This window comes from Hydrogenophaga sp., assembly GCF_018780385.1.
Taxonomy (GTDB): domain Bacteria; phylum Pseudomonadota; class Gammaproteobacteria; order Burkholderiales; family Burkholderiaceae_C; genus Hydrogenophaga.
The window spans coordinates 59,729-73,369 of sequence record NZ_JADMJO010000041.1; the positions used below are offsets into that span (position 1 = coordinate 59,729).

Below are 13,641 nucleotides of genomic sequence, written 5' to 3' on the forward strand. Positions count from 1 at the left end.
CACACTGATCACTTCACACCAGCGCTCTCGCTCGACCCCAGAGCCGCCAACGCGGGCGGATAGCTCTGCCCAGCCGCCTTGCGCAACCACACCAGGCTTTGCGCCACATCGTGTTCGCGGCCCTTGCCGGTGCGGTACATCACGGCCAGCGCGTACTGCGCTTCCGCTTCGCCGTCCACGGCCGCACTCTCGAAGCGGCGTGCTGCTTCCGCCAGGTCGCGCTCCACACCGCGACCAGCTTCATACATCCAGGCCAGTCGCGTCTGCGCGCGGCGGTCGCCGCCCTCGGCGAGCTGGCGGTAGAGCGCGGCGGCCTGCGTGTGCTCGCCGGTGGCGCTCAGGAACTCGGCACGCTGGTAGGGCGTGAGGCTGGCAGTGGGCTGGCCCAGTGCGACCAGCGTGGCGGTGGCGTCCTTGTCACCGCCCTGCGCGGCCAGCGTGAGGAAGATGCGCGCCCTTTCTACGTCGCGCGGCAGCAAGGTGCCCGCGCTGTAGAGCATGCCCAGTCGGTACTGGGCCTTGAAGTTGCCGGCATGCGCGGAGCTGGTGTAGAGCGTCTCGGCCTTCTTCATGTTCTTCGGCTCGCCCAGGCCGTCTTCGGCCAGGATGCCGAGGTTGAACAGCGCATCGCCGTTGCCCACCTCGGCCAGCGTCTCCCACACCTCGCGCGCCTCGGCGTAGTGGGCCATCTTGAACTCGGCGTAGGCCTTGTAGTTGCCCATGGCGGGGTTGCGCAACCAGTCGCCACGGTGGCTGTCCTGCGCCTGTGAAGTGCTGGTGAGCACCACCAACGCCGCGCCGAGAAGAGTGCGCGGGTGGATCATGTCGATGTCTCCAGTCGGGGTCACGGGGATTCCATGCGCAGCTCGGTGAGCACCGTCAAGGCTTGACGGTCAGCACCCAGGTCGACAGGGTCTTGAGGTCGGCGGTGCTCAGGCTCGGGTGTGCGGGCATGGGAATGCGGCCCCACTTGCCCTTGGAGCCGTTTTGAATCGATTGCGCGAGCGACGCAGCCGCGTCTTTCTCGGTCGCGTATTTGTCGGCGATGGCGGCAAAGGCCGGGCCCACCACTTTTTCGCCATTGGCATGGCAGGAGTAACAACCGCTGGCCTTGGCCAGATCGGGGGCGCCGGCCAGGTCGGCTTGTGCAAACGCGCTGGCGCTGGTGATCAAGGTCGCGATGAAGAAGGTCGAGCGCATGGCTGGTCCACCTGAAAAGGGAAAGGCACAAAGAAAAAGGTGCCGGCCCGGCGCGTGCACCGCACCTGGCCAGCACCTCGGGGGATCACTTCGCGAGCTTGAAGGTCCAGACGGAGCCGCCCTGTTCGAGGAAGTTGACCTTCTTGGCCACCTCACCACCCCACAGCGGCACGGCACCACCCCAGCCGGAGACCACGCTCACGTACTGCTCGCCACCTTCGGTCCAGGTGATGGGAGGAGCCACCACGCCGGAGCCGGTCTGGAACTGCCACACGACCTTGCCGGTCTTGGCATCGGCGGCCTTGAGGTAACCCTCGGGCGTGCCCCAGAACACCAGGTCGCCTGCGGTCAGCACACCACCCCACAGCGGCGCGTTGTTCTTGACTTCCCAGGCCACCTTGCCGGTCTTGGGATCGATCGCGCGCAGTGAGCCGATGTGGTCTTCGAACAGCGGCTTGATGGTGAAGCCCGCACCCAGGAAGGCAGCGCCCTTCTTGTAGGTGATCGGCTCGTTCCAGATCTCCATGCCCCATTCGTTGGTGGGCACGTAGAACAGACCGGTGCGCGGGCTGTAGGCCATGGGCATCTGGTTCTTGCCACCCAGGAAGCCGGGCGCGGAGAACACCGACTTGCCTTTGCCGCCGTCGCCGCTGGCAGCGGCAGCGGTCGGGTCGCCAGGGCGGTTGGCGTCGTCAAAGTTGGGGCGGCCGGTCTTCAGATCGATGCTGGTCGCCCAGGTCACCTTCTTCACGAACGGGAAGGCGTTGACCAGCTTGCCGGTGGTGGCGTCGTTCACATAGAAGAAGCCGTTGCGGTCCGCCTTGGCGCCCATGCGCTTGCCGTCCATGTCGAAGGTGACGAACTCGTTCACACCGTCGTAGTCCCAACCGTCGTTCGGGGTGTTCTGGTAGTGCCACACGATCTTGCCGGTCTTGGGATCGATCGCCACGGTGGAGGCCGAGTACAGGTTGTCGCCCTTGCGCACGTGGCTGTTCCACGGGCCGGGGTTGCCGGTGCCGAAGTAGGCCAGGCCGGTCTTTTCGTCGTAGGTGCCGCCCAGCCAGGGGGCCGAACCACCGGTCTTCCACGTCTCACCAGGCCAGCTCGCGTTGGTCGTGCCGCTGACGCCGTTTTCCTTGCCGTCCTTGTAGCCCATGTGGCCTTCGACCACGGGACGCGACCAGACCATCTTGCCGGTGCGCGGGTCGCGCGCTTCCACGCGGCCGACCACGCCGAACTCACCGCCGGAGACACCGGTCATGAGCAGGCCCTGCGCAATCAGCGGTGCGGCCGTGTAGCTGTAGCCGGCGGCGTAGTCGTCGATCTTCTCGCGCCACACCACCTTGCCGGTGTCCTGGTCCAGGGCCACCAGCTGCGCATCGAGCGTGCCGAAGATCACCAGGTTGTCGTAGAGCGCGGCGCCCCGGTTGATCACGTCGCAGCAGGGCATGATGCCTTCGGGCAGGCGGTGCTCGTATTTCCAGAGCTTCTGGCCGGTCTTGGTGTCCACCGCGTAGATGCGCGAGTACGACGCCGTCACGAACATCTTGCCCTTGTTGACCAGTGGCTGCGACTGCTGGCCGCGCTGCTTCTCACCACCGAACGACATGGACCACACCGGCACCAGCTTGTTGATGTTGCGGGCGGTGATGCCGTTGAGGTCCGAGTGGCGCTGACCCTGGGTACCGAGTCCCCAGCTCAACACGTTCTCGGGCGACCTGGCGTCGTCGGCGATCATGGCGTCGGTGACGCCCTGGGCGCCTGCGTGGGCCGTGGCGGCCATGATCATGAGGCTCAGTAGGGTGCGTTTCACAGTGTGTCTCCTGCTCGTTCGTGGGTTGGATGGCTGCTGCCGTGCAACATGCCCGGCCGCTTGTGATGCCCTGCGCGACAGGTCAGTCGTGGGCTGCACGGGACTTGAATGGCAACATCTGTGCCAACGTTCGCGGCGTCTCATGCAGCGGTTTTTCCAAGGGTTTTCGAGCACCTGATGCAACGAAAGGCGGTGCAACTGCGCCATGCCGCCGGTGGCGGTTGTCACGTCGCGGTGACAGTGTTCAAAAATGAATCACAGGCCGGCAAGCCTGCAACAGTCGGTGTTCAGCGCCGGGCCGCGGGGCCGCTGAGCACCTGCTGCTCGTAGCGCGGATACCACTGCGTGATGGTGCGGTGCAACTCGGCAGGCTGTGCGGCCCAGGCCAGGAATCGTGGGGGCACCGGCAGGCGCAGCACTTCGCTCAGGTCCAACCCTCGCTCGGCGCTCTCGCGCAGGTGCGTGGTGAGCCAGCGCAACCAGTCGCGCGTCTGGTCCACACCGCCCAGGCCGCTGTGCACCGGGCCGTGGCTGGGCACCACCTGCCTGATGCGGTCGTCGGCGATCCACTGCGAGAGCTTCACCAGACTGGCCTGCCACGCTTCAAAGTTGGCGTGCGGCGTGGTGGGCACGCGCTGGGCAAACACCAGACCACCGGCAAACAGAACGCCGGTGGTGTGGTCGATCAGCACGAGATCGTCGCTGGTGTGCCCGCTCAGGCGGCGCAGCTCCAGCTTGTGGCGGCCGAGTTGAAACACGCGGGCCTCGATGGGCTCGCGCGAGGGGGTGGACTCGGAGCCCTTCATCCAGTCGCCACACAGGCGGTAGAGGTTGTCGGCGTAGGCGCGGCCCTCGGCCTGCATGCCGTTGATGCTGCCCTGCAGCGCCTGCGTGGGCCGGTCGGCCCAGGCCTGGTTGCCGAAGAAGTAATCGGGGTGCAGGTTGAGGCTGAGCACGCGCGCCACCGGCTCGCGCGTGACGCGTTCGATGGCCCGGCGCTGCTGCTCGCCGTACAGGCGTGAGGGTCCGGTGTTGACCACCACCACGCCCGCCCCGGTGACGATGAACGCGGTGTTGATGATGTTGCAACCGTTGGCGCGCGAGAAGTCATCCACCGCGCCTTCAATGACCCAGGTGCCCTCGGCGATCTGACGCGGGCGCAGGTCGTAGTCGAGACGGGCCATGTCGGGCACGGGCTGCGCCATCGCGGCGCTGGCCCACGCCGCGGCCAGCCAAAGCCACAACCGCCTCAAGCGCTCACCTCGGCGTCGATGCGGTTGCCGTTGTTGTCGCGTCCCACGAGCCGGAAGCCGCCAGCGGTCTGCGGTGGCAGCTCGACCGTGATGAGCGGGTTTTCCGACACCGGCTCGTGCAGCGCCAGGCGCCACCACGGCACACCCGCGCCGTCCACCAGCTGCAACTGCTCGACGTAGAAGGCCGGGATGCCGGCAACCAGCCCGGTGTCCATGGGGTGCATCACGCGCACGCGCAGTCGGCGGCTGCCTTCGAGCACGTTGTTGAAGAAACGCGCCTGCACCTGGTTGAGCGTGCGGCTCCACGAACCGTCGGCGCGCGTGGCGCCTGGCACCGTGCAGCCACCACCGGCCGCCTGCACCCAGGTGCTGCCCACGTGCCAGGCACCATCGCGCGTCTGCACCAGCGCACGAACCGGTGAAGCCTGCTCCATGCGGATGCGAAACGCCAGCATCGGCAAGGCCTTGAGCGGCTCGAACGTGAGCACCTCGCGGACCGGGTTGCGGTCCACCACCACCTGGATGCGCTTCACGCCACCACCGGTGGTGCCGAGGCCTCGCGCGTCCACCAGCAGCGGCACGTTCATGGCGTCGTCGGCAAAGGCCGGACCGTTCACCACCACCGCGGTGGAAAAGCGCATGGGTGCGTCGCCCAGGTACTGCTTGCGCAGGCCGGGCCACTGCATGGAGCCCAGCGGATCGCCGCCGGTGTGGTCCACGGCGGCCCACAGCGGCGCACTGGCCCCGCCCAGGGCAGCGCCCACGAACAAGCGACGCTGCATGTCGACAGGTGTCATGAAAGCCTTTCAGGAACCTCGTTGGCGGATCCAGCCGCGCTGCGGGTCGTAGCCCCACAGTGCGAGCACGAAGAAGGTGACGCTGCACACCAGCACCACCGCCCAGGCCGTGGCGTTGAACTGCCCGACCATCGCAAAGCGCATGGCCTCCACCGCGTGGGTGAAGGGGTTGAACTCCGCAAGCTTGAGCAGCCAGTAAGCACCCGACTCCTCCAACTTCCACAACGGGTACAGCGCGGGGCTGATGAAGAACATCGGGAAGATCACGAAGTTCATGGTGCCGGCAAAGTTCTCCAGCTGTTTCACATACACCGAGAGCATCAGGCCCAGCGCGGCCAGCAGCGTGGCGCCACACGCCATGGCCACCAGCAGGCCCGGCAGGTACAGCAAGGGAACATCCACCCCGAACACCCAGGCAATGGCGAGGAACACCACCATCTGCAGTACCGAGAGACAAGTGCCCGCGAGCAGCTTGAAGGCCAGCAGCCAGCCACGCGCCAGCGGCGCGGTGAGCAGCAGGCGCATCACGCCCATCTCGCGGTCGTACACCATGGAGAGTGAACTCTGCATGCCGTTGAACAACGCCACCATGCCCAGCAGGCCCGGCACCATGTAGACCTTGTATTCGATGTAGGTCTCGTAAGGCGGGATGATGGCCACGCCGAACACGTTGTGGAAACCCGCCGCGAACACCACGAACCACAGCAGCGGGCGCACCAGCGCCGAACCCAGGCGCGAGGGCTGGCGCAGGAAGCGCCCGATCTCGCGGCCCACCACCGCACGCAGCGCGCGCGCCAGGTGCATGGGCATGGAGGGCTGGCCGGCCGGCGGGATCAGGGTCGTTGTCTGCATGCGCTTTCCTGTTCGTCCACGCCCAGCGTGTCCAGCACTTCTTTGGGATGCAGCACGCCGTCGAGCGGGGCCAGGCCCACCACACCGTCCACATGGCTCACGAACATGGGCTGGCGCAGCTGGCCGTCCCACGCACGGAAGGTCAGGCGCGGGCCCTTGAAGCCGTCGATCACCACCGCGCCCGAGCGCAGCTTCTTGAGCTGCTGCGGCACGCCCGCCTTGGCATCGTCCACCAGCACCGCGGCCACCGCCTTGCCTGCGGCCCAGGCGGCCCAGTCGTGGCTCTGCATGGGGCGCTGCGCGAGTTTCAGGAAACGCCGCGTGAGTTGCGGTCCACCGTTGCGCTCCCACTGCGGGTGCCAGGCCTGCGCCACCAGGCCGCTGGCGCCCACCACCGGGCGCGGCCATTGGGTGGCGTAAGGCAGCGTGCGGGCGAACTCGCCGTTGGCATCCATCACCGCCACCACCTCGTGCTCGCGCTCACCCGTGAGCAGGCGCGTGTTGGCCAGGTCGCGCTCGCGCGGATCGCCGCTGAGCTTGAAGGCCTTGGTCTGTGTGATCTTCAGGCCGTAGCGTTTGGCCGCGCGGTTGAAGGCCTCGCCCATCAACACGTCGCCCGGCTCGGGGCCTTGCAGCAGCAGCACCTTGCGCCAGTTGCGCGCGGCCAGGTACTGCGCGAGCGTGTCGGCGCGCATGCTGGCGCTGGGCAGCGTGTGCAGCAGGTGCGCAGCGCAGTGCTGCGCGCGCAGGCTGTCGTCGTCCAGGCCGGTGTTGAACACCACCGCGCCGCCGAGTGCGGCGGGTGCGGCTTGCACCAGCTGGCGCAGCTCGGCCAGCGGCAGGTCGGCCACCAGGTGCTGCACCTTGGCGGCTTTCAAATCGGCCAGCGCCTTGGGCAGGGCCGCTATGTCGGGCAGCACCACGTCACGCACGGTCAGCTTTATGCCGGCCGTGTCGAGCTCGAACGCGGCCTCATCCAAAGCGAGTTGCACGCCCTGCAGCGCCCTGCCCTGCGCATGGCCGGGGTAGCCGCGCTCCATGCGGCGGTTGGCGTAGCGCGCGTCACCGGCCAGCGAGATCACCGCCAAGGTCATCGGCGTGGTGGCGGCCTGCGCTGCGGGCCAGGCCAGCGCGGCGGACAGCGCGAGCGCCGCCATCGCACCGCTGAGCGAGCGCATGCGCATCAGGGCTGCACCAGCACGCTGTGCGGCACGCGGCCCACGGCCACGGTCCGCACAGCCTTGGCGCTCGCCGTGTCGATCAGCGTCATGTCGTCCGACAGGCCGTTGGTCACATACAGCGTCTTGCCATCGGGATGCATCGTGAGGCCCCAGGCGCGTTTGCCCACCAGCACCTGGCGGCCCACCTTCTTGCTGGCCACGTCCACCTCGGCCACGTGGTTGGCCTTGCCCAGGCCGACCCACATGGTCTTGCCATCAGCGCTGAGCGTCATGCCCACGGGCGTGATGTCGGCCTCGCGCATGCCCTTCACCGCAAACTTCACCGTGGCCTTCACGCTGTGGTCCTTGGTGTTGACCACGCTCACGGTGGCGTCGAGCTCGTTGGTGACCCAGAGCTCGGTGCCGCCCTCGGCCAGCACGAAGCGGCGCGGGCGTTTGCCGACCTTGATGTTCTTGAGCACCTTCTTCTGACCGAGGTCGATGACATGAACCACGTTGGCCACCTCGGAGGTGACGTAGGCGAACTTGCCGTCGGCTGTGACCAGCACGCCTTCGGGCTCACCACCGGTCTTCACCTCGAACAGCGGCTTCTTCGTGGCCAGGTCGTAGGCGGCCATCACGTTTTCGTCCTCGATCGACACATAGACGATCTTGCCGTCGGGGCTGAGGTCAAAAATCTCCGGACTGTCCCCCAATGGAACAGTCCCGGTCATCTTGCCGGTGGCCGTGTCCACCACGCCGAGCTGGTTGCTGTCGCCGCAGCACACATAGATCTGGCTGCGGTTGGCGTTGAACATCATGTGGCGTGGCCGCTCGCAGGTGTCGATGGCCGAGAGGCGCTCGCCCTTGGCGTCGAACACGTGGATCTTGTTGTCCTTCTCACTGGAGACGTACACCTTGCCCTGCGCCTGCGCGGCCAGCGGTGAGCCCAGCGCGCAGCCGAGCACGGCGGCCCAGGCCAGGCGACGCAGGCCCTGCGGTACAGGTGCTGAAGGTACGGAACGGCTCATGGGTTTGTCTCCTTGAATTTCTTGGGTGAACGCTTCTCGTCTGCAAAAACAGTGCCAGCGCAACAGGCGTGGAAATTGCCTGCCAACCCCTGAAAAAGCGGGGTTCCAGCGCAACCCGACCCCTTCTAGAGACAAACCCTGAGACAAAACGGCACACCCGATGACACACCGCTCCACACCACCCCGCCTCGCGCAGCCACTTGCTTCGCGCAGACAGTTCCTGGCGTGGGGGGTCGGCTCTGCGCTCGGTGTTTCAGGCCTCGCACACGGCGCCATCGCGCAGGCCGGTGGCGCGTTTGCGCAGCGGCCCATCCAGCTGATCGTGCCCTGGCCCGCCGGTGGCGCGACCGACCTCACGCTGCGCATCCTCTGCGACGAAGCCGCGCCGCTGCTGGGCCAGCCCATCGTGGTCATCAACAAGCCCGGCGCAGCGGGCACCCAGGTGGCGCCGCTGCTCAAGGCCGCCGAGCCCGACGGCCACACCATCGGCCAGGTGCCCATCACCGTGTACCGCCATGCGCTCATGAACAAGGTGCCCTGGGACCCGGTGACCGACCTCAGCCCCATCGTGCAGGTCTCGGGCACCACCTTCGGCGTGCTGGTGCCGGCCAGCAGCGCGTGGAAGAGCTTCAACGACCTGCTGGTCTGGGCCAGGGCGCACCCGGGTGAACTCATCCTCGGCTCCACCGGCATCGGCACCACCGCCCACCTGGCCACCGAAGAAATCCTGCTGCGAAACAACATCCGCTACGTGCACGTGCCCTACCGCGGCACGGCCGACCAGATGCTCGGCGTGGCCGGCGGCCAGGTGATGGCGGGCGTGAACTCCACCGGCTTCGCGCCCTGGGTGGACCAGGGCAAGCTCCGCTTGCTCGCCATCTTCAGCGCGCAGCGCAGCCCACGCTGGCCCGACGCGCCCACGCTGCGCGAGCTGGGTTACGAACAGTCCGTCTACACCTCGCCCTGGGGCCTGGCCGCGCCGCACGGCACACCCGAGCCCGTGGTGCAGCGCCTGCACGACGCGTTTGCCAAAGCCATGCAGAGCGAGCGCCACCTGCAGGAGCTGGCCCGCTACGACCAGACGCTGGACTACCTCAACACCCGCGACTACCGCCAGGCTGTGTTGGACACGGTGGAGCGCGAGAAGCGACTGCTGCAGCGCATGAATCTGCTGGCCAGAACCCACGGCGCCTGATCCCGATGACCGAACCCGCCACCCTGCTCCACGCCCACCAGCTGCACAAGGCCTACGGCGCCAAGCCCGCGCTCAAAGGTGTGGACGTGACCCTGCGCGCCGGCGAAATGGTGGCCCTGCTCGGCCCCAACGGCGCGGGCAAGTCCACCCTGCTGCAGTTGCTCACCGGCCTCTTCACGCCCGACCAGGGCAGCATCGAAGTGCTGGGCCACGACATGCGCCAGCACCCCAGCCGCGCGCTCGCCGGCCTGGGCGTGGTGTTTCAACAAAGCGCGCTCGACATGGACCTGAGCGTGATGGCCAACCTGCACTTCCACACCGACCTGCACGGCATGCCTCGCAAGCTGGCCAACGCACGCATCGCCACGCTGCTGGACACCATGGGCCTGGCCGACCAGGGCAAGGCCGTGGTGCGCAGCCTCTCGGGCGGCACACGCCGCAAGATCGAACTGATCCGCGCGCTGCTGCACGAGCCCCGCGTGCTGCTCATGGACGAAGCCACCGTGGGCCTGGACCCGGCCTCACGCCAGCAACTGCTGGACACCGTGCGCGGCCTGTGCCAGAGCCGAGGCATGGGCGTGCTGTGGGCCACCCACCTGATTGAAGAAACCCGGCACGCCGACCGGCTGATGCTGCTGCACCAGGGAGCAGTGCGGTTTGAGGGCTCCACCGCCGAGTTCATGGCGCAGAGCGAGGGCGGGGATTTTCAGGCGGAGGTGTTGAAGCAGTTGGGGCGAGGGACGGTTTGAGGGAGAGTGGGCACACGCGATGGTTGGACCAATGCTGTTAGCCTCACATGGTCGGCAATCGCGCCCCATTTACAAGTGAATTCATCATGACCAGCCCGCTGTACACCGCCTCCGTTCCCGTCTTGCAGCAGATGCTGCACGCCCTATCGGATGTGCTCAAGAAAGCCGAAGACCACGCCACGCAAAAGAATATCGATCCCAATGCTCTGCTCCAGGCGCGGCTGTTTCCCGACATGTTGCCGCTGATACGTCAGGTACAGATCGCCGCAGACTTCTCCAAGGGGATTGCCTCCCGCCTGGCGGGTGCCGAGGTGCCGTCCTGGCCCGACACCGAGGTCAGCTTCGCGGACCTGCAAGCATTGATCACCAAGGCTTTGGCCCATATCGGCTCCTTCAAGCCTGATCAATTTGATTCAAGTGAGAGCCGCGAGATCGTATTGCGCCCCGGCACCCCCAAGGAAAAGAAGCTGATGGCCACCGCTTATCTACTGCACTACGGTCTGCCGCAGTTTTTCTTCCACGTGACCACCGCCTATGCCATCTTGCGCCACAGCGGCATTGAGATCGGTAAACGCGACTACATGGGTGCTTATTGACACTGGACGCCCGACCCGTTTCGGGCGTCCGACGTCGGTTTGTGGATGGCGGTATTGCAGCGATTGCCGTCGGTCGCGGCCGGGAGCTGGGTTCACGGAGCCTGGCACGAAGCTGTCATCGGCCCACTTGCCAGTGCGTCAGCATTAATGACCGGTATCGAAGGAGCTGCAGTCATGCAGCATGGCAGGCCGCAATTTGCCCCGCCAACTCGCGGTTGAGTGTCAGCAGAATGAAGGGCCGAACTCACGCTGCCGACCCCAAGGAGTCAATCGAAGATTCAAACAAATTGCTCGGAACCTGCCGTTGAGATCTGCGGCCGGCGACCGGCGACACCCGCTGCATTGGCACCGTTCAAGCGCTGTTGGGCATGAACCGCAGACTTGACTTGATACCTGTGCCGAACAGGGCGTCCCGCTGGCGTTCAGCACATCTCACGCACTGCTAGGCAGCGCAGGCGCTAAAGCAGCGTGTACGTCTGATAGGCGCCGTAGCAGAAGGGCTGGCGACGCATCACGTCGATCTGACTCAGCGCGGCTGCGGACAATTCGACGTCGGCGGGAAGCGAATGAAGGAGCAACTCGGCCAGCTCGCTTGACGGCATCTCGTGCAACATGGCGAGTGCCGTGCTAACCGCTTGCGACGCGGTCACGCCATCGAGTCGCTGCGCGAGGAGCGTCGTGAATACGAGGTTGAAGCGATCGAGGATTTCCCACGAGGCGGCGACGACTTCGCACTCCCCGTTGACCAGGAACACGGTGGGGAACCCGATGAGATCGTGGGTGCGGAACGCACTTTGAAAATTGTGATTGACCAGACCGCCGCTGTGGCAGGTGCCCAGAACGACCAAGCGATGAGGCCAACGGAATGCGACTTCCTGGATCGCCGCCAAACTCATGCTGCTGTGGTCTCCAACGCCTGCCATGTCTGCGAAATAGGGATCCCTGAACAGCGCTACAGACATCCCGTGGTGTGCGAGGACGAGCGAATCGACCGACGCCATGCGCTCGGAAAACTCCTCCCAGGTCGGCTTCTCAAGCAGCGTTCCGGCGGCACCGGAGCCCTCGAAAAAGCTCTCCACGTCCGCTCGATCAAAGGACAGGTTCGAGCCAGGCTCGATGATTCCCAGGCACGTACGGGGCGCTCCGGTGTGGCGTCGTGCAGGAAATAGCGCGAGGCACGTGCGAACCTCGAATTGACCTGCGGCCATCTTCGCCCGAATGGCTGGATTCCCCAGCGCTATCAGGCCGATCGGCGTCAAGTCCATCTTGTCCGGAACGAAGATCACGCCCTTGCAGCCTTCACCTGCAAGTTCGCCGAGGATCGGGCGGAGCGAGGCCAGCAGTGCGGCCTGATACGTGGCAGCGGCCTTGGCCAGCGCTGCTTTTTGTTGCGGCTCAAACCGGTGCCGCAACAACATCTCGGAGAACGCCTTCGTGTCGGCTCCCGGAAGGTCACCGAACATGTACCTGTCACCGATGAGGAGCAGTACTTTCCGTCCTCCAGTGAGCATGTTCACAAGGATTGCGTAGCCTTCTGCCAAGCGCCTACTGATGAGTTCTGCCGCACTTCGCGACGAGGCTTGTTCAAACGGCCTGCTGAAGCCGTGGTCAAGGCAGACCTTGTCTGCGTACTCGGCGAGATCGCGCCACGGGTCAGGAAAGCTAGCCGACGACATGGGGTCGTCGGCCCTCTCGCGCAAGCCGTAGAGATGGGGCGCGCCGTGGTTCGCGAGCCGCGAGACCAGCCGGTCCAGTTGGTCCCTTTCAAGGACCGAGAGCTTCATCGCGATGGCTCGCGTCCATTCGAGGAAGTGCAGCCAATCCGACATGCGATTAGCTCGAGTTGCCGCGATCACCGTGACGACATCCTCAGATTTTCCAGACGGGGCCAACCCTGTAAGGATGCCTTCGATGCGCGGCACGTACCGCTCCCTGATGCCGCGCCGGTAGTGCAGCTTCTCCACAAGTCCGACTGCGGCGTCGAGATTCTTAACTGCGTTCCGCAGGCACGTGGCAGCCTCATCGAGATTGCCGTGATGCACGGCACTCTTTGCGGCGATGAGCTCCAACTCCAATGGATGTTCGGGGTCCAGCGTGGTGAGCGTTGAGAGGATTTCACGGGCTTCAGCCATGCGCAGTTCCGACTGCGAGCGATCGCCTAGCTCGCGAAGGCAGGCTGAAAGGTTGATCAGTACGGCAATGCGCATTGAGCCGTCCTCCTCCATGACGGCCAGGGCTTCCTCAAAGCCGCCTCTTGCCGCACCGAGATCTCCCGTCTGAAACAGCGTGGTCGCGCGGTTGACCATCATCGACATCGGCATCGCAATCCCGGCGTCGGCGCAGTTCTGCCTGACCGTCGTCCAGACGTGATCCGCGCTGGCGTGGGCCTCCTTTTGCAGGTAAATGCCATGAAGAGCAGATACGGCGTCCAGATACTGCCTCGTGAGCCTCTGATCGCGCGCCAACACCTGCGCGTCAGTCAGCGTCCGGATTGCCGCCGGGTACGCGCCGAAATCAGCGAAGAGGTGCGCCGCGGTGATCTGTGTTTCGATCACCTTATCAGGCATGCCCAAGTGCGTGTACAAGCAAACGATCAGGCGCAGGAGATGCAAGACATAGTCGGGATTGGCACGGCCGGGCAATAGGCGGCTGATGTTTTCGGCGGCCCCGCGAGATGCGTGCGTCGTGCCATGCTCGGCCGTCACCGTGATGAGTTCCTCAAGGTACATCCTGGCTTGTTCGACATCACCGGACAAGCAGCTTGCGCAGAGAGCAGTATTCAACGCATCGGCGAAGGACCATGGCCTCTCTGCGGCGCGCAGGATCTGGACGGCAAGATGCGAGCAAATCCTTGCGTCATCGGAGTCCTGAATCGTACGGTGAAACGTGTCGTCTATTTCGTCGAGCTCGAAATCGGACTCCTCGTCTGCCACGAGGGCGCGGAAGTGGGATTCGAAGGTGGTCGGGTTGAAGTCGATCATCAGTGGCGCAGGCG

The 13,641-nt window shown here is 65.6% G+C and carries 12 protein-coding genes; 3 read left to right on the forward strand and 9 right to left on the reverse strand.

What is annotated here, in order from left to right; genetic code table 11:
- Positions 1-8: 8 nt before the first annotated feature.
- The 8 genes from IV113_RS15005 to IV113_RS15040 form a co-directional block, all read right to left on the reverse strand.
- Complete coding sequence (locus tag IV113_RS15005) at positions 9-848, reverse strand: tetratricopeptide repeat protein (RefSeq protein ID WP_291086548.1); 840 nt, start codon at positions 846-848, stop codon at positions 9-11.
- Between the two features lie 31 nt (positions 849-879).
- Positions 880-1,200: a c-type cytochrome gene (locus IV113_RS15010; protein ID WP_291086550.1), complete on the reverse strand. Its 321-nt coding sequence runs from the start codon at positions 1,198-1,200 to the stop codon at positions 880-882.
- An 85-nt stretch (positions 1,201-1,285) separates the two neighbouring features.
- Positions 1,286-2,989 (reverse strand): PQQ-dependent methanol/ethanol family dehydrogenase, encoded by a 1,704-nt coding sequence (locus IV113_RS15015; protein WP_291086684.1) that lies wholly within the window; start codon positions 2,987-2,989, stop codon positions 1,286-1,288.
- 311 nt (positions 2,990-3,300) lie between these two features.
- Positions 3,301-4,266 carry a quinoprotein relay system zinc metallohydrolase 1 gene (locus tag IV113_RS15020; protein ID WP_291086552.1) on the reverse strand — a complete coding sequence of 322 codons (966 nt, stop codon included), beginning with the start codon at positions 4,264-4,266 and terminating at the stop codon, positions 3,301-3,303.
- A complete protein-coding gene (locus IV113_RS15025; RefSeq protein WP_291086554.1) occupies positions 4,263-5,063 on the reverse strand; it encodes a quinoprotein dehydrogenase-associated SoxYZ-like carrier in 801 nt (266 codons plus the stop codon). Before IV113_RS15025 ends, IV113_RS15020 begins: the two co-directional genes overlap by 4 nt.
- Before the next feature lie 9 nt (positions 5,064-5,072).
- Complete coding sequence (locus IV113_RS15030; protein WP_291086556.1) at positions 5,073-5,915, reverse strand: ABC transporter permease; 843 nt, start codon at positions 5,913-5,915, stop codon at positions 5,073-5,075.
- On the reverse strand, positions 5,897-7,099 hold the full coding sequence (locus IV113_RS15035; protein WP_291086558.1) for a branched-chain amino acid ABC transporter substrate-binding protein: 1,203 nt from the start codon (positions 7,097-7,099) through the stop codon (positions 5,897-5,899). The genes IV113_RS15030 and IV113_RS15035 overlap by 19 nt, the downstream gene beginning before the upstream one ends.
- Positions 7,099-8,106 carry a PQQ-dependent catabolism-associated beta-propeller protein gene (locus IV113_RS15040; protein ID WP_291086560.1) on the reverse strand — a complete coding sequence of 336 codons (1,008 nt, stop codon included), beginning with the start codon at positions 8,104-8,106 and terminating at the stop codon, positions 7,099-7,101. The genes IV113_RS15035 and IV113_RS15040 overlap by 1 nt, the downstream gene beginning before the upstream one ends.
- Before the next feature lie 160 nt (positions 8,107-8,266).
- Here IV113_RS15040 and IV113_RS15045 point away from each other — a divergent pair, with 160 nt between their 5' ends.
- The 3 genes from IV113_RS15045 (at position 8,267) to IV113_RS15055 (ending at position 10,646) form a co-directional block, all read left to right on the forward strand.
- The gene (locus IV113_RS15045; RefSeq protein WP_291086562.1) at positions 8,267-9,301 is read left to right on the forward strand and encodes a tripartite tricarboxylate transporter substrate binding protein; all 1,035 of its coding nucleotides are present in this window, start codon (positions 8,267-8,269) and stop codon (positions 9,299-9,301) included.
- Positions 9,302-9,306: 5 nt separating this feature from the next.
- The gene (locus IV113_RS15050; RefSeq protein ID WP_291086564.1) at positions 9,307-10,050 is read left to right on the forward strand and encodes an ABC transporter ATP-binding protein; all 744 of its coding nucleotides are present in this window, start codon (positions 9,307-9,309) and stop codon (positions 10,048-10,050) included.
- 86 nt (positions 10,051-10,136) lie between these two features.
- Positions 10,137-10,646 (forward strand): DUF1993 domain-containing protein, encoded by a 510-nt coding sequence (locus tag IV113_RS15055; protein WP_291086566.1) that lies wholly within the window; start codon positions 10,137-10,139, stop codon positions 10,644-10,646.
- 458 nt (positions 10,647-11,104) lie between these two features.
- Here IV113_RS15055 and IV113_RS15060 read toward each other — a convergent pair whose 3' ends face one another.
- On the reverse strand, positions 11,105-13,627 hold the full coding sequence (locus IV113_RS15060; RefSeq protein WP_291086568.1) for a CHAT domain-containing protein: 2,523 nt from the start codon (positions 13,625-13,627) through the stop codon (positions 11,105-11,107).
- Between the last annotated feature and the right edge of the window lie 14 nt (positions 13,628-13,641).

Bases quoted from the DNA above. Each gene is read 5' to 3' on its own strand.
- IV113_RS15045 (WP_291086562.1), top strand. From the start codon at position 8,267: ATGACACACCGCTCCACACCACCCCGCCTCGCGCAGCCACTTGCTTCG.
- IV113_RS15050 (WP_291086564.1), top strand. From the start codon at position 9,307: ATGACCGAACCCGCCACCCTGCTCCACGCCCACCAGCTGCACAAGGCC.
- IV113_RS15025 (WP_291086554.1), bottom strand. From the start codon at position 5,063: ATGACACCTGTCGACATGCAGCGTCGCTTGTTCGTGGGCGCTGCCCTG.
- IV113_RS15030 (WP_291086556.1), bottom strand. From the start codon at position 5,915: ATGCAGACAACGACCCTGATCCCGCCGGCCGGCCAGCCCTCCATGCCC.
- IV113_RS15015 (WP_291086684.1), bottom strand. From the start codon at position 2,989: ATGATCATGGCCGCCACGGCCCACGCAGGCGCCCAGGGCGTCACCGAC.
- IV113_RS15010 (WP_291086550.1), bottom strand. From the start codon at position 1,200: ATGCGCTCGACCTTCTTCATCGCGACCTTGATCACCAGCGCCAGCGCG.
- IV113_RS15055 (WP_291086566.1), top strand. From the start codon at position 10,137: ATGACCAGCCCGCTGTACACCGCCTCCGTTCCCGTCTTGCAGCAGATG.
- IV113_RS15040 (WP_291086560.1), bottom strand. From the start codon at position 8,106: ATGAGCCGTTCCGTACCTTCAGCACCTGTACCGCAGGGCCTGCGTCGC.
- IV113_RS15035 (WP_291086558.1), bottom strand. From the start codon at position 7,099: ATGCGCATGCGCTCGCTCAGCGGTGCGATGGCGGCGCTCGCGCTGTCC.
- IV113_RS15060 (WP_291086568.1), bottom strand. From the start codon at position 13,627: ATGATCGACTTCAACCCGACCACCTTCGAATCCCACTTCCGCGCCCTC.